Source organism: Psychrobacter sp. BF1 (genome assembly GCF_019279065.1).
GTDB lineage: Bacteria > Pseudomonadota > Gammaproteobacteria > Pseudomonadales > Moraxellaceae > Psychrobacter > Psychrobacter urativorans.
In genome coordinates, this window is sequence record NZ_JAGYWV010000006.1 from 123,350 (window position 1) to 142,659 (window position 19,310).

The window sequence follows — 19,310 nt, forward strand, 5'->3', positions numbered from 1 at the left end:
AGCTTGTTTAATAACTTATTTGATATAGTCAGTTCATTATAAAAACTCTACAGCGAGATTGAGATCAGTTTTTGTAGCCTCTGTCAGCCTAGGCACAGCAAGCCAAAAAAACTCACCATAGTCTCGCATTATAAAGTGATGTATCTATTCTATTTGTCATCTACTATAGCTTTTAACCATAAAGAAGTACTACTAAGCTCAGCTGTTTAGCGACTATCAATAGGGGGTAGCAACTAAAAAGTTATTACTAGCAGCGCATTATTGCCATCTGCATAGGTTATTTTAAAGCAACTAGCGGGACAAGTTATTATTATAGTGTTTCATGTGAAACAAAAAGCCACCTTGCGAACAAGATGGCTTTTTATTATTAAGAGACTCTTCGAGCTTTATAGCTATCCATTATATATCTAAGTTAGATACCGTCAAAGCGTTCTCTTCGATAAAGATACGGCGCGGCTCGACATCATCACCCATCAAGCAAGTGAACATATGGTCAGCTGCGATAGCATCTTCGATAGTGACGCGTAGCATATGACGATTCTCAGGATCCATAGTAGTATCCCATAGTTGATCGGCGTTCATCTCACCTAGACCTTTATAACGCTGGACAGATAAGCCACGACGCGCATCTAACATCATTTGCTGCCAGAGATAATCAAAGTCACGTACCGGGATATCTTTGTTGATACCAGTACTAGCATCACGACGGATAAAGGCACTCTCTTCAAGCAAAGTATTCCACTCACTTGATAAACGTAGCAACTTGCTATACTCACCAGAGTTGATAAAGCTAGCATCTAGCAGGTAATTATGAGCTAGTTGATGCACATAGACGGTTATGCGTGGTAGCCACTGTGGCTTCTTCGACAACGCTTCAGTACTAGATATAGATTCACCAACGATACTAGCTTCAGAATCCCCTATAAGTGCAGGTTGCGCTGGCGCTTTTGGCTTCATACCTAGTAAGTCAGCAGTCACCGCATCCATAGTCGCCGACACTGGCGCATGAATGTCAATCAACTCAATCTCAGGATTTAGATCGCTACCAAAACGATCTAATTGCAGCTGCAACGAGTCTTTCCATGCTTGCATGGCTGACAGATCATAAGTCATATCAGTGCTAAGTTTTGGCGTATGAGTCAATGCATCTAACAATACTGCTGGATAACGAATTTGCAGACGTGCTTTGATCAGCTGAGTTTGGTTATAATCGTTTAGCAGCGTCTCTAGTGCTTGGCCTGTGATAGCAGGTGCATCCAAACTAATATGCAATCTAGTATTATCAATAGTCGACGACAATAGATAGGCTTTTAATGCTTCATCGTCTTTTAAGTATAATTCTTGACGGCCTTTCTTAACTTTATAAAGCGGTGGCTGGGCGATATAAATATAACCACGCTCGATCAACTCAGGCGTTTGACGGAAGAAAAAGGTCAATAGCAAAGTTCTAATGTGTGAGCCATCCACGTCCGCATCAGTCATGATAATGATTTTATGATAGCGGGCTTTATCAGGATTGTACTCGTCAGGACCGATACCACAACCTAAAGCAGTGATTAAGTTACCAACCTCAGCCGAGGACAGCATTTTATCGAAACGGGCACGCTCAACGTTAAGAATCTTACCCTTTAGCGGTAGGATTGCCTGAGTTTTACGACTACGACCTTGCTTAGCTGAACCGCCAGCAGAGTCCCCTTCCACAATATAAAGCTCTGATAATGCAGGATCTTTTTCTTGGCAATCCGCCAATTTACCTGGTAGACCAGCGATATCTAAGGTAGTCTTACGACGGGTCATTTCACGCGCTTTACGAGCCGCATCACGAGCTCGCGCCGCATCGATAATTTTACCAGCGATAGCTTTAGAGGCGCCTGGGTTCTCTTGCAGATAGTCGTTAAACTTATCATGCATTGCCGATTCAACAGCAGATTTAACCTCGCTCGATACTAGCTTATCTTTAGTTTGGCTAGAGAACTTAGGATCAGGAACCTTCACCGAAACAATAGCAGTCAAACCTTCACGAGCATCATCACCTGTGGCAACTACTTTTTCTTTTTTGAATAAGTTTTCACGATCCATATAAGTGTTCAAGCAACGCGTCAATGCTGAGCGAAAACCAGATAGATGCGTACCACCATCACGTTGTGGAATGTTGTTGGTGAAACACAGTACTTTTTCGTTGTAAGTATCAGTCCACTGTAACGCGACTTCGACACTAATGCCGTCATCTTGCTCACTGTTGAAATGGAATATTTCATTAACATTATCTTTACCAGCATTGATATAGCTGACGAACTCAGATAAACCACCTTTATGCTCAAATTCATGACGCTTATCGATGCGCTCATCAGTTAGCACGATACGCACACCTGAGTTTAAGAAAGATAACTCACGCAAGCGCTTAGCTAAAATATCGTACTCAAAAATGGTGCCAGTGAACACATCGGTACTCGGATAAAATCGAATCTGAGTACCCGTTCTGTCGGTGGCTTCCATTTGTTGAATATCGCCATCTGGTACCCCATCAGTATAAGTCTGATTATAATGATAGCCTTCACGCCAGATATTCATCTCTAGAGTTTTGGATAAAGCATTGACTACTGACACCCCTACACCGTGTAGGCCGCCTGAAACTTTATAGCTATTATCATCGAACTTTCCACCCGCATGGAGGACAGTCATAATGACCTGGGCAGCTGATACGCCTTCCTCAGGATGGATATCTACTGGCACACCGCGACCGTTATCACTGACACTGACCGACTCATCTTCATGAATGATGATGTCAATCTGATCGCAATGACCAGCGAGTGCCTCATCGATAGAGTTGTCCACCACTTCAAAAACCATGTGATGCAGGCCGGTACCGTCATCGGTATCACCGATATACATACCCGGACGCACACGTACCGCCTCAAGTCCACGCAAGACTCGAATGTCTTTGGAGCTATAATCGGAGGGGTTGCTTTCAGGGGCGATAGTCTGAACGGTACTATCGGTATTTACTTGCTCATTATCGATAGATGATGACTCACTCATGTGCATTCCTTAATCAAGCCGTAATCAGCTATCCATCACCTGCTCGCCACTACGGCGAACATCATGAGGTTATCTTAGACTCAGCATAACGCTGCGATGTTTATTAGATACCTCTAATTAAGAGGTAACGAAAGGATATAAAAGCGTAAAAACACAATGTTATTATTGTGCATACTTTAGTGAGAATACCTCGATATATTTATAGACAGTATCAAGAGACATATCACGAAATAAAACCTAGTATTATCAATCACTTAGTAATTTAAATACGCTACTAAAACCTTAGTCAAAACTATAAGATAAATTGCTGAAAATAGGACAAAAATAAAGCCTTATTTTAGCATTTTTTTGTCTCTAAGTCACTGTTTGCTAGTGTTTTTATAAATATAGGCTTAATCGAATATGTTGAGGTTGTCTAGGAGTTTTTAAGTAGGTAAGTGGTAGTAAGGAAAAGTCTAGGTTAAGCCAAGATTAGCACAGGCTTAATGAGTTAGTGGCGTCAGCCAGCTAGATCATCTAGCTGACTAGTTAAATCGCTGAACTAAGTAAGTAGCTAGATTAATAATCACTAAACCAATAATTATTAAACCAATAACCACTAAGCTAATAATCATTGAGCTCACCTTGTTTCATGTGAAACACTTTAGAAGTTGGCCAATATTTATCGATCATAGGTAAGATATCAGCAGTTAGACTAGTTATAAATACTTGGCAAGGCAGCGTTGCTAAGGTCGCTAATAAGATCTCCAACGCCCTACTATCCAACTCTGCGGTTATATCATCCAATAGCACTACTGGCGTCATGCTAGCCTCAATACTGCCCTGTTTGTCGCTACTAGCTATGGCTTTATCATTATCTAGTAATAGCGGTAGCTGTGACAGTCGTAACGCTGTGATCAGTAGTTTTTTTTCACCACGTGATAAGACGTTAGCGGCTTGCTCCTTGAGGATAGGCTGTGCTGAAGTTTTAGCGGCTGACTTAGAAAAATCAGGGTCAATGCTCTGCTCAATATCGCTATTTATTGTGTCAATGTCAGTGCTGACCCTAAGATCAGTTGTCGACGAAACAGCGCTTATCTCATCAAGCGCTTGCTTGCTATTATCTGAACGCCAATGCACATGAACATCTGCGCGATGACTGCCAATACGAGTATAGCCTAATTGCAAATCTTGGGTTAGACGCTCACTCAACTGCAGATCAAGAGCAATACTAGTATCGTATCCAGCCGTATAACTCAAGCTTAGTTGCTGGGCATAAGCTGGTAGTAGCTGAGCGATACTAGCGGCAAAATAGGGCTGCCAGGCTGTAAAGATATGCTGACGATAATGATCAATTAGCGCTGCATGATTGGCTAAGCCTTGATCCCAAGACTTTAGCTCAGCCAGCTGGTTTTGCGACAAGCTTTTAGCTTGTTTCAGCAGAGTATTACGTTGCTTTAGTAAGCGTTGATAAGCCACCCACTGGGGATGAAACCCTTGTTTCATGTGAAACACTAACCAATCTAATAGCTGACGACGGCTAGCACTACCCTGCTCTAGCATATCCATAGTCGAGGGATCTATTAGTAACGTAGGTAGCTGTTCGGTAAGGATACTTTGGTTGTAGACGGTAGTTTGATTCAGGCGCAATAGCGTACTGGCGTCGCTTTGCTTTTGGATAGCAACCGTGCTGCCATCAGTGAGATGAGCATGAACCGTCACCGCTGGCTGATGATGCTGGATATAGCGTTTGGGTTGATGATGACGGAAGCTTTTACCACGCGATAATAAGAATATAGATTCTAATAAGGAGGTCTTGCCACTACCATTAACGCCAATAATGACATTGCATTTGGCTGTCTGCATATCTATTTGGTTGATGTTACGCAGATGTGAGACTTGTAGACGTCCAATCATAGTGCTTTTACGCCTGTTTTTATCGATCAGCAGCTAGAGAATGAGACCACGATTAGGGTCATTACTACAGAGTAAACTTAACCACTGCCAATCTACTAACTTTCAATAAACCGCCTGTTTATCGAAGCTTAAGATTATTAATACTTGAGATTAGCAGCGTTTAAGATCAGCAACTACAGGCTACTGCCCTACTATATACGCATTGGCATAATGACATACTGATGGAATTCATCGTTGAGCTGATTGACTAATACTGAAGCATTAGACTGGCTCATATGCATTTGTAAATCGCCTTGAATAACGCCCAATACGTCCTGCAGGTAAGCAGCATTAAAGGACAGCTCCATTGGTTCGCCTTGATATTTGGCTTGGATCATCTCAACCGCCTCATCTTGCTCAGCGTTATTAGCTCGTACTTCTACCATGCCATCACTAGCAAAATTAAATACTACGCCGCGCGACTTCTCATTACTCAAGATAGCGACTCGGCGCAGCACATCAGTCATTTTCTCTTGATTAAATAAAGCCAGTTTGTCAGTGTTGCTTGGCATTACTCGGCGATAATCAGGGAACTTACCATCGATAAGACGAGCGGTAAAAGTCACCATCAAGTCTTGACTGATTTGCCCAGTACTATCTACCTCACCAAAAGGTAGACTCACTTGTAAAAACTCACGGCCAAAACTTAAAGTCACTACGTTGTCTTGGTCGCCAAGCATTTTACCTAGCTCAGTCGCCAATCGCTCAAGCTCAATGACGGCTTTACGCGGCAAGATAGCCTGCATATTTAAATCAGCGCTGATATCAATAACGGTGCGCGCCAATGCCAATCGATGCCCATCAGTAGCGACTGTAGTTAGTTGCTGCTGTGAAACGTCAAATAACATCCCTGTTAAATAGTAACGCACATCTTGAATAGCCATCGCAAACTGAGTTTTGTGAATAAGATCAGTCAGACGATTGCGACTGATAGTCAAAGGGGTGATACTTTCAGGATTACCCAAACTTGGGTAGTCTTCACTCGGTAAAGTACCTAAAGTGAAACGACTTTTGCCGCTAGTTAATAGACAGCGCTCGTTTTCTTGGCTAGCAAGGTTGATCTGTGCTTGCGCAGGTAACGATCTACAAATATCCTTTAGCTTTATCGCCGGTAAAGTAGTTGCACCAGCTTCAATACAAGCACCTGCTGGCAATTTAAGGGTTGACGTTAGCTCTACTTCTAAATCAGATGCGGTCAAAATCAGTTGAGAATCAGACAGTTGCAGCTTTATATTGCCCAAGATCACCATATTGTGACGCTTATCGGCGGCCTTGGCTATCAAGTTAATGGCTTTTAGTAACGATTCTCTGTTAATTGATAATTGCATGCTAGATACTCTTAAGTAAAGGACATTTATTTAACGTGGTATTGTTAGTTTTTTTAGAGGTATAGCACGTTTTGTTAATAATATTACTAATCATTATAAACCATAAATAGCCGCTACAACATAGCGGAACTAACCACTATTAGTGACTATTAGAATGGCAAAATACTGAGGCTATCCAGCTTGGAGCATCATCGCTAGGGCCTTATAGTCTTTATCAACAGTAGGATCTTCTGCTCTTAACTGTGCAACTTTATCACAGCCATGCATCACCGTAGTATGATCTCGTCCACCAAAAGATTGGCCAATATCTGGGTAACTGTCACCCGTTAACTCACGTGATAGTGCCATTGCTATCTGTCTTGGCCTAGCAATAGTACGCGTACGTTTACGACCCATTAAGTCTTTTACCGTTATATCGTAATACTCAGCAACTACTTTACGGATATTGTCCATATTGACGGCTTGTACCCGCATAGCGACAATATCTTTTAGAGCATACTGCACCATCTCTAAAGTAATAGGTGCGCCAGTCAAATTAGCATTAGCAAATACTTGGTTCAATGCACCTTCTAGGCGTCTAACATTCGAAACCACATTCTGAGCTATGAATAGAGCGCATTCTTTTGGTAACACCATACCGTAGGAGGCAGCCTTCTTTTGTAGAATCTGTACCCGAGTATCAATCTCAGGAGGCTCAACAGCCACGGTTAAACCCCAAGAAAAGCGCGAACGAAAGCGCTCATCAAACTCAGTCATTTGTGAAGGATGTCGATCTGAGGCCAAAATAAGTTGCTTGTCACCACTAGTAAAATCAGCAAATAAAGTTAAAAACTCATTACTGCTTTTGGTCTTACCTGCAAGAACATGAATATCATCAACAATGAGTAAATCCACTTTTTTTATTTTCTTTTTAAAATCTTCTATTTTATTATTTCTTAATGAATAAACTAATTGATTAATAAATTTTTCAGAAGTGAAATAATAAAAACTTCTATTATTTTTTAAATAGCGTTGAGCTACAGAATGCATTAAATGAGTTTTTCCCAAACCTGATGGGCCGTATATAAATAACGGATTGTGACGATTTTTTGATTGTGGCTTAGTAAGCTCATAACAAGCTTTGTACGCTAAGTTATTAGACTTACCAGTGACAAAGGTTTCGAAGGTAAAATCAGGGTTCAGATAACTTAACGACTTAGTATCAGCAGAGTCAATAAGTGCGGAGTGCGCACTGCTCATTTGCGCATTGATACTAGGATTTACGCTGTTATTATTTGCTGACGCTAGGGTAGGGGAGTGCTCATCATTTGGAAATAGTGAGCCTGAGGCATTGAAAACATTGAAAGGATTATCTTCGATATTATTTACACTATCATCAGCATCGCGACTAATACTTTCACTATGACTAGTGTTGTCTACTCGAACAATGACTTCCTCAATGCTCCCTTGACTGTGTTTAGTCACTAATTGCTGAATATCCGCTAAGTGATTCTTTCTTATGTAAGAAACGAAGTAATCGTTGGGCGCACGGATGACTAAAGTTTGAGCTTCTTGATGTACGGATAAAGGTCTCAACCACATAGTAAAGACATTATCTTTAACGTTATAGCGCAAGTCATCTAAGCATTTGTCCCAAAGCGTGGCAGTATCTATCATGAAAAATGCTAACCTCAAAATTTAGATTTATTGTTAAATAACCAGGATTAAAAACAAGCATAAAAAATAGTAATTAAATAATGTTTTTCAACACTTTTACTGAGCTTAAGGCCGATTATCAGCCCTAAACCTTACTTTTGGTGACTTTCAATGCGTACTATTACTCACTTTGATCATCGCTAACGCTCAGAGTAGAAGACTGGCGCTTATTGGCTAAAGTAACTTAAAAATTAGCAGAATAACTAGCTGGCTAATTTAACACAATTAGCCTGTGGATAACATCCTGTTTTTTGGGGATAACCCTGTGGATATTTTTGTGGATAACTTTAATTAGTGAGTTACCCCCATTTCATCCACAGCTTGTCCACAAGGTTATCCATAGTTTAAGATTTTGATAATTAAAGATAATTCTGACTTATCCTCAGATTATAGGGCTGCCAATAACAACAATACTAATATATATTAATCTTTAGTTATTATGGAATTCAACAAAATCTGTGGATAACTATTTCAAAACAGTCTATAATCTATAAATCAAAACTCAATTCACAGCGATCAAAGAATGATAACCAAGCACCCATCAAAGAGATAATCATTAGCAGTTATCGACAACCCATTAGCAAAACTATTAATTAGTTTATTGACCTATATTTTCTGTAATGATATAATCCTGCATTATTGCGAATTTAGTCCATTATTTTGATAGGTGAGTTATGAAACGTACATTCCAACCAAGCGTGATCAAACGCAAGCGTACTCACGGTTTCCGTGCTCGTATGGCCACTAAAAAAGGTCGTCAAGTACTGGCTCGTCGTCGCGCTAAAGGTCGTCATCGCCTAACTGTGTAGATCAATTCCACACAGATATAAGATGATTATGGCTTATAGTGATTGTTGAGGCTGTGGTGATTTGAAATCTGATAGCTTTAGAATATGATAATCATTGTCCAAAACTTACTTGTAGCCCTATATTAAAAGCGCCCATATCGGCGCTTTTTTTGTCGCTTTATTTTATACTACTGGCTTTAACGCTAAGCTTATCGCTACTACTAGCCTCTACTTTAGGTTGTATTATGTCTAATAATCAATTAACGCTGTCTACTACACGCTTCACTAAGGCGCAACGCTTGCTTACTCCAGCAGCCTTTAGAGAAGTGTTTGATGCCCCTGAGCGCAAGCTACATCAAGGCCATCTAATGGCCTTTGTGCGTAGCAACAACTGTGAGCAACCACGAGTAGGTATGGCTATTACTAAGCGTAAAGTACCTACTGCAGTGATGCGTAATTTGATCAAAAGACAGATTCGTGAAAACTTTCGAGTACAAGCTTCTAAGTTAGAAAACAAAGATATAGTTTTTATAGTTAAAAAATCCGTAAAAGAATTAAATAATAAAGATTTAAAAATCGAAATAAATAATATATTTAATAAATTAAAAATTAAATAGAATGAAAGTTATAAATAATTTTATATATTTTGTTTTATTTAAATTAATTATTTTTTATCAAAAAATAATTAGTCCTATAATGCCTGCGCGCTGTCGTTATTATCCAACTTGCTCAAATTATGGCAGACAGGCTTTGCTTTGGCATGGAGGCCTAGCAGGTAGTTGGTTGCTCCTAAAACGAATTGGGCGTTGTCATCCTCTAGGTGGACATGGCATTGACTTTGTGCCGTTGCCACTAGCTTCCTATAAATATTTTTTTATCAGCAACAGTAATGACGTCAATAAGCGCTCTTTTAAAACTTATGTAGGCAGCAATGTTTATCGCGACAACACTAGTTATACGGTGCGTTTGAACCAGCTAATGAGTAGATATCAATGAGCCTTGTGGATAACTATGGTAAGTTATCCACAAGTTATCCACACTGTTGGTATCATTTAGAGTGGTTTTTTAGTAAAATGATGCACATTTTATGTAAATGATTGCGGATATAGCAGTTTGTTTTTTTTGCCTGCTTATCTGTTAGTCATGACACATGCCTAATTTTTCATTCCCTAATTTTTAATGTAGGAAAGGTTTATGCAAAAGATATTTCGGGTGATGATCATCATAGCGATGCTAATCACCGCTTATCTGCTGATTTTGGCATGGCGAGATGATTATGCCGATGCACCTGCGGTAGATCCTGTGCAAGAAGCGACGAGCTCATTAGGCGCTGATATTCCATCGACTACCGGTGCAGCTGGTGATGTTCCGATACAAACGCTACCTACTAGTACTAGTAGTGCAGTAGTATCGGCAGCGGCTAAAGACGCCGGATTAATCACAGTTACTACTGATCGCTATGACATCAAAATCAGCCCAGAGGGCGGTGATATCGTCTACGCTGCACTTAAGCAGTATGATGCAACACTCGATAGTGATGAGCCTTTTGTATTGCTAGAGAACGATAGCAATCGCGTTTATGTAGCACAATCAGGACTGATTGGACCGAACGGTATCGATACCGCTGCTGGTCGAGCTAACTATAGTCATAGTGCTACTAGTTATACTATGCAAAGTGGACAGCAGACTTTGTCAGTACCGCTTACTTATCAAAAAGATGGGGTGACGATTACTAAGACCTTCACTTTTACCGCAGATAAGTACCCTATCGATGTCAGCTACCAGATTCAGAATAAGTCTGCAACTGCATGGCAAGGTCAAATGTTTGCTCAGTTAAAGCGTGATGCTAGTAAAGATCCTGGTATGTCTGATAAAGGTGCGCTAAGTATGGCAACTTACTTAGGCGGCGCTTGGGGAACTCCTGATGACCCATACAATAAGCTTAAGTTCAAAGACTTTAGTGATGGTAAGTTAGCCGTTAGTAGTGATAGTGGCTGGGTTGGTATCGTGCAGCATTATTTTGTATCAGCATGGACACCGCAGAACTTTACCGGTAGCTTTTTTAGCCGTGAAACCGCAGGCGACTACTTTATTGGTTTTAACAGCCAACCTATTAATGTAGCTACCAATAAGCAAGTCACCTTGAATGCGACTCTTTATGCGGGGCCAAAAGTACAGTCTGAGCTCAAAGATTTGGCGGTTGGCCTAAATAAGACCGTTGATTATGGTTTGTTATGGCCGATATCTAAGGTGTTGTTTGCTATCCTACAGGGTATTCATAACCTCATTGGTAACTGGGGTTGGTCGATCATCTTCTTAACTATCTTAGTTAAAATTGCCTTGATGTGGTTCTCTAATAAGAGCTACTATTCAATGGCGAAAATGCGCGCTATCGCTCCAAGATTGCAGGCTCTAAAAGAAGAGCATGGCGATGATCGCATGAAGATGTCACAAGAGATGATGGGGATTTACAAAGAAGAAAAAGTAAATCCTATGGCTGGTTGTTTGCCTATTCTAATGCAAATGCCTATCTTCTTAGCGCTATATTGGGTCTTAGTTGAGAGCGTTGAGCTACGCCACGCACCATGGATTCTATGGATTCATGACTTATCAGCGATGGATCCTTGGTTTATATTACCGTTACTGATGGGCGCTTCTATGTTCGTTCAGCAGCAGTTAAACCCACAGCCTACTGATCCTATGCAAGCAAAAGTAATGAAATTTTTGCCGATTATCTTCACCGCATTTATGTTGTTCTTCCCTGCAGGTCTAGTACTATATTGGACAGTGAATAACTTATTCAGTATGACCCAACAGTACTTGATCAACAAAAAAGTACAAGAAGAGCAGAAGCATCGTACCGTGAAAGTCCTAGAAGGATAGATATATCCGCTAATAGTAAAAAACCATCGCTACGGCGGTGGTTTTTTTTATTTAAAATCTGCTAATAAGCACAATGGTTATAAGGTAGATATCTGGCTATTTGAAGTTTGCTTTGTCAGGATTAGTCTAGCCGTCTATAATAGAGTTTTTAGCTATTGAGAGTGGTTGTGAATTCTATCGCAACGGCGGCGACGTCGACTGACCTACCTGTTTTATCTGCCCCCTCTATGACCACTACCATTGCTGCTATTGCAACGCCGCTTGGCCGTGGTGGAGTAGGTATCATCCGCCTGTCTGGTAGCAAAGCTTACGCCATCGCTTGTCAGTTGACGGGTAAGACCAAGTTTAGCCCACGCTTAGCCAGTTTTTGTCGCTTTTATCAAGCTGATGGTACGATCATCGATGAAGGGCTGGTATTATATTTCAATGCGCCACACTCTTTTACTGGTGAGGATGTGATTGAGCTACAAGGCCATGGTGGTATGATTTTGCAGAATCAGCTATTAGCACGCGTTTTTGAGCTGGGCGCGCAGCAAGCAAACGCGGGAGAGTTCTCGTATCGAGCTTTTGATAATGATAAGCTCGATCTGGTACAAGCAGAAGCTATTGCTGATGCAATCGATGCCACTAGCGCTGCTGCTGCTAGTAGCGCTATACGCTCATTAAGTGGTGAGTTTTCACTAAAGATCAATCAACTGTTAGAACAACTGATTCATCTGCGTCTGCATGTAGAGGCGGCTATTGATTTTCCTGATGAAGAAGACGTTGATTTTCTATCCGATGGCGTTATTCAAGATAAACTGGAACAAACCCAAGCGCAGATACAACTAGTATTAGCGACGGCCAAACAGGGTCAGTTATTACGTGATGGTATTCATGTGGTATTAGCAGGCCGACCTAATGCTGGCAAATCCAGCTTACTCAATCGGCTAGCAGGGCAAGAGCGCGCTATCGTTACTGAGATTGCTGGAACTACGCGCGATACGCTACAGGAGACAGTAGTGTTGAATGGTTTGACGCTACATTTAACCGATACCGCAGGGCTGCGTGAGACTGAAGATACGGTTGAACGTATCGGCATAGCCCGTGCTCGTACCGCTATCGCCCAAGCTGACATGCTACTGTTGGTCTATGATGTGACTCGTGATATAGAAGGCGGTAGCACCCCTATTCAATTAGCAGAGCAGCTATTTGGTGAGTTACCAGAAGCCAAACGCTTACTAATTATTGCTAATAAAAGCGACTTACTACCGCAGAATAGTGATAAAACTGTACAGCTATCTAATGGCCTTACTGAGACAAGTCAGACAAACAATATAGTTTCCACGTTTATTCATACTGATGCTAATAACGGCCAAGGCTATGAGCAAGTTAATGTTTCATGTGAAACAGGGGCGGGTATTGAAAATCTTATCGAAACGCTTTGTGCTAAAGTAGGCTTCCACCCTCCCGAAAACAGTCTTATTGCCCGTACCCGCCATTTAGATGCCTTGAGACGAACACTGCTTTATTTGGATGAAGCCCATGAGCAATTGGTAGTCTTTCAGGCAGGAGAGCTAGTGGCTGACAGTTTGCGTCAAGCTCAGCATAGTTTGAGCGAGATCACGGGTGCCTTTAGCGCTGATGATTTGTTAGGTAAAATATTTGGTAGTTTTTGTATAGGTAAGTAGCGGCAGCTCACTAGCTATAGATCATCTATATGCATAATTAGCACTCATACTCATACTCATACTGATATTGATACTTATAACTGACATCCATAGATGAAACCTGTAACCGGCAGTTATAATTGGCACCCATAAAAAGGAACACCGCATGCACTGTCCTTATTGCAACGCTTCAGAGACTAAGGTCATTGATTCACGTTTAGCAGCAGAAGGAGCGCAAGTACGTCGTCGTCGGGTCTGTAGTAGTTGCCAAGAGCGTTTTACTACCTTTGAGATGGTAGAAGTCGTTATGCCACGGATTATCAAATCAAGTGGCAAAATTGAACCTTATGATAATGAGAAACTACGCCGCTCTATTCAATTGCCGTTACAGAAGCGTCCCATTACTATTGATGAGCAAGAAGCTATGATTAGCCGTGTTGAAAAGCGCGTACGGCAAATGGGGGAACGCGAAATCAGTAGCAAAGTCTTAGGCGAAATTATCATGAGCGAACTGAAATCTCTAGATGATGTAGCTTATGTACGTTTTGCTAGTGTTTATCGCGATTTTCAAGATATCGATGCCTTTCATCAAGAGATAGCTAATATTCGCCCCGCTGATAAAGACGATAGTTAGTTTTCACTACTTTTTTGCCAATCGATTATTTCTTATTAAGCGTGGTGCTTGTATGTCAGTTTTTAACCTTACTCGAAATGCTAGTGATAGCTATTTTATGATGCTAGCTATCGAACAAGGCCGACGTGGACAATATACTACTCGCCCTAATCCAGCAGTAGGCTGCGTGATAGTGCAAGCAGAACAAGTAGTAGGGCAAGGCTTTCATCCACAAGCAGGACAGCCACATGCTGAAGTATTTGCGCTCAGAGACGCTGGCAGTAAAGCGTTAGGGGCAACGGCTTATGTAACTTTGGAACCTTGTAGTCATACTGGACGTACGCCACCTTGTGCATTGGCGTTGGTTGAAGCGGGTATCAAGCGCGTGGTGGTCGCCGGTTTAGATCCTAATCCACAAGTAGCGGGTCGCGGGGTAAAGTGGTTACAGCAGGCAGGTATTGCGGTAACTGTTGGGGTATTGACTAGCCAAGCAGAAGCGCTTAATCGTGGTTTTCTAAAAGCAATGCGTACGCAAATGCCTTATGTACGGTTAAAGATAGCTACTAGCCTCGATGGTCGTACAGCTATGGCGTCAGGAGAGTCTAAGTGGATTACTGGTGCAGCAGCGCGCGAGGATGTACAGAAGCTACGGGCGCAAAGCGCAGCTATTATCACTGGTAGCGAAACGGTTATCACAGACAATCCACAGCTGAACGTACGCTCCACGCAATTAGGGGTAGCGCTTGCGCAAGTACCGCAACCAAAGCTAGTGATACTTGATAGACGTCAGCGCTTAGCTTATGATCCAAAATCTGACTACCAGTTATGTCGTGATAGTGACACCCTCTATTGGCGTGATAACGAGCTAGCAGAGCTATTAACTAGATTAGTCAGCGAGCATCATTGTTATGAGGTGCTGATTGAGGCGGGCGCTAAAGTGGCTGGTAGCTTTCTTAGTGCGCAGCTAGTTGATGAGCTAATTGTCTATCAAGCGCCTTGTTTATTAGGGGCCCAAGCTAAAGCTATGGTTGATTTTAATCCTTTATCTTTAGCGCAGCAATTACGCTTTGATTATCATAGCCATGAGCAACTTGGTTCTGACCTTAAGATCACTCTCATGCCATTGTAATTAGACAATACAATCAAAGATATAACCTTAAGGAGTTATCCACAGTAGGGGTTAAATAGTCCGTTAATGTGGATAACTACTATACTGAACATAAGGTTTCACATGAAACTGTGTATAACTTTGTTTCACATGAAACTTATAGACTATGAGTAACCGTTTATAATAAGCTCAAACCTTTACTGAGCTTAACTTTGCATAGAGGTATCAGTACCATTGCCGCTACAATTTAATTTACTAGCTATTGTGGATAACTTTTGCAGATGGCTGATTTACACAGTTAAACGCTACAAACATTCCATACTTATCCACAACTTATGCCATTGAAACGCAAGCGATGAATAAGTATGCTGATGATCAAACCAACAGCGATAATACAAAGAGGTTAATATGTTTACTGGAATTATAGAAAGTGTTGGACGTGTCAAGACTATGCAGCCTGTCGGTGGTGATATTCGCTTGGTTATTGAGGCCAATGATTTAGATTTTAGTGATATTTCACTAGGCGATTCCATCGCTTCTAATGGGATTTGTTTGACAGTAGTCGATTTAGGTAGTAACTATTATGCTGTTGATGTTTCACGTGAAACTATAGCTCGTACTGCGCTGCAGGATTTAAAAGCGGGTGATGTGGTTAACTTAGAAAAAGCGATGCTGCCTACCACTCGCTTCGGCGGACATATTGTCTCTGGTCACGTTGACGGTGTGGGGGTAGTAAGCAAGTTAAAGCAAGACGCTCGCTCTATTTACATCGAAATCGAAATTCCAGCTGAATTGGCGCATTACACAGCAACTAAAGGCTCTATTACTCTTGATGGCATTAGCCTGACTACTAATCTGGTACGTGATAATATCGTTTGCTTAAATATTATTCCGCATACTGCGCAAGTGACTAATATTGCTAAGCACTGGTTAGTCGGCGATAAAGTCAATGTCGAGGTAGATCTGGTTGCGCGTTATTTAGAGCGTTTGTTGAATAAAAAAACAGATACTTCACCAGCCCCTAGTGCTATTACTGAGAGTTTTTTAGCAGATAATGGCTTTATGAGATAACAGATTTATCAAGTTTTAGCTAAATCAAATTCAGTTAGATCAATTAACTAATTGAATGACCAACTAGCCATCAATCAGCCTAATATACGCTGGTTGATAGCTGACTGAGCAGCAGTTATTGGCTTTTAGTAGTCTAACTGCTGGACATCTAATAGCTTATAAGCTCTATACTCAAGCGTTAACTTTTTATAGCCTAGCGGTTACGCCTATTAATTATTAATGAGTCGCTGTAGTACCTCAATAAGTTGCTGCTTATTAATAGGTTTAGTCAAAAATTCATTCATTCCGGCCTTACTACAAGCTTCCCTATCCTCTACAGAGTCATTAGCGGTGAGCGCTACTATAGGAATATCATTGCCTTGGGCTCGAATAGTTCGTGTCGCTTCCATCCCATCCATCACTGGCATACGACAATCCATCAAAATAAGTGCAATGCTCTGCTCGGTTGCCGCTAGCTGCTGTAAGGCTTGTTTGCCATTTTCAGCAACGATAGTCTGATAACCTAACTGATCTAACAGTTTACAGGCTACTTTTCGATTAATAATATTGTCTTCAACTACTAAGATTAAGGCTTCTATAGGCTGCTTTATAACTTGATCGCTATCACTTTGGATTTCTGTAACGCTAGGAGCTTGGGGTTCTGGTGGTACCAAAGCTTTAGGGGTTACCGGTTCGTTAGTAGTCATCGGTAATGCAGATGAGTTTGCCAATAGCTTTGGCTGAGTTAAGCGAATGATTTCAGATAATAATAAAGTGACATCTAAAGGCTTATGCAAAAACCCATCGAACTGATCTAGATAAGTAGATGAGATATTACGCACCATCTTCATGCTCAATAGAATCTTTGGTGAGGGCATGGCGAGCAGAGCCTCTAAGCTACTCTGAGGTATAGTGCCAGCTGTATTGTTATCCATACTAACATCGGCACTAGTAGCAACAGCAACTGAGTTGGCTATGCTTATGGGTTGGTTATCGTAATCAAGTAGTAATAACGGCGCTGAGGTTTCGCTTTTATGCTGCAGTTTTTCTGTGATCTCAGCTACAGCTGGCATCTCGTTAATAGAGTAGATATCAGCACTGATAGATAAGTGATGGCAAAGCCTGCGCAGGTAATCAATATACAGGTCATGTTTAACGATAGCGACCAGATAAATAGGGGTTAGGTTAGCATGGAAGTAATAAGTAGGGTGATAAGTGGGCGCTCTACAGGGTAAGTAAAGGGCAAAAGTACTGCCCGAGCGACCATCGCTATCGAGTTGGATAAATCCTCCAAGGAGTTGGGCGAAACTATTAGATATAGCCAGTCCAAGACCTGTCCCACCGAACTTATGGCTGATCTGAGCATTGGCTTGATTAAAATAAGAAAACAGCGAGTGTTTTTCATCTTCAGCAATACCTATACCGGTATCTATAACACTGAAGCGAATCCAATGATACTGATCGGTAGCAACAGAAGAGTTATTTTGAGTAGGAGGATGTTTGGCCAAGCCTTTGGTTCTATTTTGCGTGGTTTTTTGCTGAGTGACTGGCTCTACAACTAAAGCCACATAGCCTGATTCAGTGAATTTAATTGCATTGTTCATTAGGTTGAGAATGATTTGTTGTAAGCGCTTAGCATCAGTATCGATGAAACGAGGGCACTCAGGCATAAATAAATAGAGCAGATCAATATTCTTTTTATAAGCACTGCCAGCCATAAGGTCGACCACATGCTGATTGATTTTAAAGATATCAGTAGCTTCATTGGCGATTGAGGTTTTTCCTGCTTCTATTTTTGCTACATCTAGCATGTCATTGAGCATCGCTAGCATAGAGTGACTAGATTGTTTTAGGGTATGTAAAATATCTTGTTGCTTGAGCGAAAAAGCAGATTCTTCTATTATATCAAGGGTACCGATGATAGCGCTTAGTGGCGTGCGCAATTCATGACCAATAACGGATCTAAGCTGAGCAAACTCTTTGACCTGTAGCTGTAACTGCTGGTTTTTTAACTTTTCACTTTCGAGTTGCTTGGTAAAAGTATCGACATTATTTAATAGCACAGTAAAGCCATGTACTTGACCATGCTCCCCAAACCAAGGGGTAATGTGTAACTGATAGGTTTGCTTATTCTCTAAGCCATAGACTACTAAGGTACGAGTTACCCGTTGCAATGACAGTTTTTGTAGCAGCTGTTGGGTTGTAGGGTCGATACCAGTGACAAAGTCTGTCAGATTGTAGTCATTGTCGCGCTGAAAGAGGGTATTAAAAACCTGCTCAAAGCGTTGGTTAAAAAAGCTAATTTGACCTTGACGCATCACCATTAGCATAGGTAGAGGAGCTTGATCTACTAACCGTTCTAGCCGGTGGCTCAAGGTGTTAATACGACGATAATTGGTATGCAGCTGATAATTGACTCGCCCTAGAGCATGACCTAAGCGTATGAACTCTTCAGTGGAGGGGGCTTGCGCGAAAGGAGGTAGGGTGTAGATATCTTTAGAGGTAGTGGCCATATTCTCGATATAATTGAGTAATTGTGACCAATCTAATCGGCGCTTGAGGGTATATACCAACATCACCGTAAACAAAATCAGAGCCAACAATAAAGGCAACCAGTACTGGTAAGTCAGCCAATTTATATCCATAGGCTTGTGACGCAGCACTATATAGATTTGATGTCCGCCTCGCAGTTTGATGACTCCTGTCAGCGTATTATTGGTCAACTGATAACTATTATTAGGAGCAACTGATTTGGCAAGCTTGGGAAAAACAACAGTAGTAAACCTCTTTTCTCCTGGTCTAGTATAGCGGTGCACATAGCTTTGCCCAGAGGGCAACATTAAGATAATTTGATAGCTGACGCCTTCAAAAAAAGGTTTATCTAACAGGGCCAGCATTTCAACATCGGTAAGAGTAGTGTTTTTGGATATCTCGTAATGTAGAGCCTCGTATACCGTTTGGCTGTACTGCTGATTATTGGTTTTTAGCAACGAGAACATCATGACATAATACAAGGTCAGCATGATAAGCAAGCTCAAAGTATAAAATATGAGCAAGCGCGTTAGTGACCTGAATTTCCGCATATCACTTAATCCTATATCTGCCGCAAAGTGCAGTATGATAGTGATGGTCTAATAACCAGATAATACTCATTATCTGTCCTCTTAAATCTAACCGTAAAGGGCTTACAAAGTTTGTTCAAGCATTTTAACATGGACAACT

The 19,310-nt window shown here is 41.3% G+C and carries 13 protein-coding genes; 8 read left to right on the forward strand and 5 right to left on the reverse strand.

Annotated features, from left to right (window positions below; all coding sequences use genetic code 11):
- Nucleotides 1–399 precede the first annotated feature (399 nt).
- The 4 genes from gyrB to dnaA form a co-directional block, all read right to left on the reverse strand.
- On the reverse strand, nucleotides 400–3,021 hold the full coding sequence (gyrB, locus tag KZA12_RS08735) for a DNA topoisomerase (ATP-hydrolyzing) subunit B (RefSeq protein WP_373416608.1): 2,622 nt from the start codon (nucleotides 3,019–3,021) through the stop codon (nucleotides 400–402).
- Nucleotides 3,022–3,642: 621 nt separating this feature from the next.
- A complete protein-coding gene (locus KZA12_RS08740; RefSeq protein WP_218689972.1) occupies nucleotides 3,643–4,935 on the reverse strand; it encodes a DNA replication/repair protein RecF in 1,293 nt (430 codons plus the stop codon).
- 191 nt (nucleotides 4,936–5,126) lie between these two features.
- Nucleotides 5,127–6,302: a DNA polymerase III subunit beta gene (dnaN, locus tag KZA12_RS08745; RefSeq protein WP_218689973.1), complete on the reverse strand. Its 1,176-nt coding sequence runs from the start codon at nucleotides 6,300–6,302 to the stop codon at nucleotides 5,127–5,129.
- A 171-nt stretch (nucleotides 6,303–6,473) separates the two neighbouring features.
- On the reverse strand, nucleotides 6,474–7,958 hold the full coding sequence (dnaA, locus tag KZA12_RS08750; protein WP_218689974.1) for a chromosomal replication initiator protein DnaA: 1,485 nt from the start codon (nucleotides 7,956–7,958) through the stop codon (nucleotides 6,474–6,476).
- A 713-nt stretch (nucleotides 7,959–8,671) separates the two neighbouring features.
- Here dnaA and rpmH point away from each other — a divergent pair.
- From rpmH to KZA12_RS08790, 8 genes are all read left to right on the forward strand, one after another.
- On the forward strand, nucleotides 8,672–8,806 hold the full coding sequence (rpmH, locus tag KZA12_RS08755; protein WP_007394757.1) for a 50S ribosomal protein L34: 135 nt from the start codon (nucleotides 8,672–8,674) through the stop codon (nucleotides 8,804–8,806).
- A 224-nt stretch (nucleotides 8,807–9,030) separates the two neighbouring features.
- Nucleotides 9,031–9,402, forward strand: coding sequence for a ribonuclease P protein component (gene rnpA / locus KZA12_RS08760; RefSeq protein ID WP_201623695.1), 372 nt, complete (start codon nucleotides 9,031–9,033; stop codon nucleotides 9,400–9,402).
- A gap of 79 nt (nucleotides 9,403–9,481) precedes the next feature.
- Entirely contained in the window at nucleotides 9,482–9,781 is a 300-nt protein-coding gene (gene yidD / locus KZA12_RS08765; RefSeq protein WP_256932907.1) for a membrane protein insertion efficiency factor YidD, read from the forward strand.
- A gap of 198 nt (nucleotides 9,782–9,979) precedes the next feature.
- On the forward strand, nucleotides 9,980–11,668 hold the full coding sequence (gene yidC / locus KZA12_RS08770) for a membrane protein insertase YidC (RefSeq protein WP_201623697.1): 1,689 nt from the start codon (nucleotides 9,980–9,982) through the stop codon (nucleotides 11,666–11,668).
- 227 nt (nucleotides 11,669–11,895) lie between these two features.
- Complete coding sequence (gene mnmE, locus KZA12_RS08775) at nucleotides 11,896–13,338, forward strand: tRNA uridine-5-carboxymethylaminomethyl(34) synthesis GTPase MnmE (protein WP_201623735.1); 1,443 nt, start codon at nucleotides 11,896–11,898, stop codon at nucleotides 13,336–13,338.
- A 145-nt stretch (nucleotides 13,339–13,483) separates the two neighbouring features.
- On the forward strand, nucleotides 13,484–13,951 hold the full coding sequence (gene nrdR, locus KZA12_RS08780; protein ID WP_201623698.1) for a transcriptional regulator NrdR: 468 nt from the start codon (nucleotides 13,484–13,486) through the stop codon (nucleotides 13,949–13,951).
- Nucleotides 13,952–14,003: 52 nt separating this feature from the next.
- Nucleotides 14,004–15,059 carry a bifunctional diaminohydroxyphosphoribosylaminopyrimidine deaminase/5-amino-6-(5-phosphoribosylamino)uracil reductase RibD gene (gene ribD / locus KZA12_RS08785; protein WP_218689976.1) on the forward strand — a complete coding sequence of 352 codons (1,056 nt, stop codon included), beginning with the start codon at nucleotides 14,004–14,006 and terminating at the stop codon, nucleotides 15,057–15,059.
- Nucleotides 15,060–15,446: 387 nt separating this feature from the next.
- Nucleotides 15,447–16,109: a riboflavin synthase gene (locus tag KZA12_RS08790; RefSeq protein ID WP_201623700.1), complete on the forward strand. Its 663-nt coding sequence runs from the start codon at nucleotides 15,447–15,449 to the stop codon at nucleotides 16,107–16,109.
- 209 nt (nucleotides 16,110–16,318) lie between these two features.
- Here KZA12_RS08790 and KZA12_RS08795 read toward each other — a convergent pair whose 3' ends face one another.
- Nucleotides 16,319–19,171, reverse strand: a complete 2,853-nt coding sequence (locus KZA12_RS08795; RefSeq protein ID WP_218689977.1) for a response regulator — start codon at nucleotides 19,169–19,171, stop codon at nucleotides 16,319–16,321.
- Nucleotides 19,172–19,310 lie beyond the last annotated feature (139 nt).

Coding starts and splice junctions, on each gene's coding strand:
- KZA12_RS08740 (WP_218689972.1), bottom strand. CDS start 4,935: ATGATTGGACGTCTACAAGTCTCACATCTGCGTAACATCAACCAAATA.
- mnmE (WP_201623735.1), top strand. CDS start 11,896: ATGACCACTACCATTGCTGCTATTGCAACGCCGCTTGGCCGTGGTGGA.
- nrdR (WP_201623698.1), top strand. CDS start 13,484: ATGCACTGTCCTTATTGCAACGCTTCAGAGACTAAGGTCATTGATTCA.
- rpmH (WP_007394757.1), top strand. CDS start 8,672: ATGAAACGTACATTCCAACCAAGCGTGATCAAACGCAAGCGTACTCAC.
- ribD (WP_218689976.1), top strand. CDS start 14,004: ATGTCAGTTTTTAACCTTACTCGAAATGCTAGTGATAGCTATTTTATG.
- KZA12_RS08795 (WP_218689977.1), bottom strand. CDS start 19,171: ATGCGGAAATTCAGGTCACTAACGCGCTTGCTCATATTTTATACTTTG.
- KZA12_RS08790 (WP_201623700.1), top strand. CDS start 15,447: ATGTTTACTGGAATTATAGAAAGTGTTGGACGTGTCAAGACTATGCAG.
- yidD (WP_256932907.1), top strand. CDS start 9,482: ATGCCTGCGCGCTGTCGTTATTATCCAACTTGCTCAAATTATGGCAGA.
- dnaN (WP_218689973.1), bottom strand. CDS start 6,302: ATGCAATTATCAATTAACAGAGAATCGTTACTAAAAGCCATTAACTTG.
- yidC (WP_201623697.1), top strand. CDS start 9,980: ATGCAAAAGATATTTCGGGTGATGATCATCATAGCGATGCTAATCACC.
- dnaA (WP_218689974.1), bottom strand. CDS start 7,958: ATGATAGATACTGCCACGCTTTGGGACAAATGCTTAGATGACTTGCGC.
- rnpA (WP_201623695.1), top strand. CDS start 9,031: ATGTCTAATAATCAATTAACGCTGTCTACTACACGCTTCACTAAGGCG.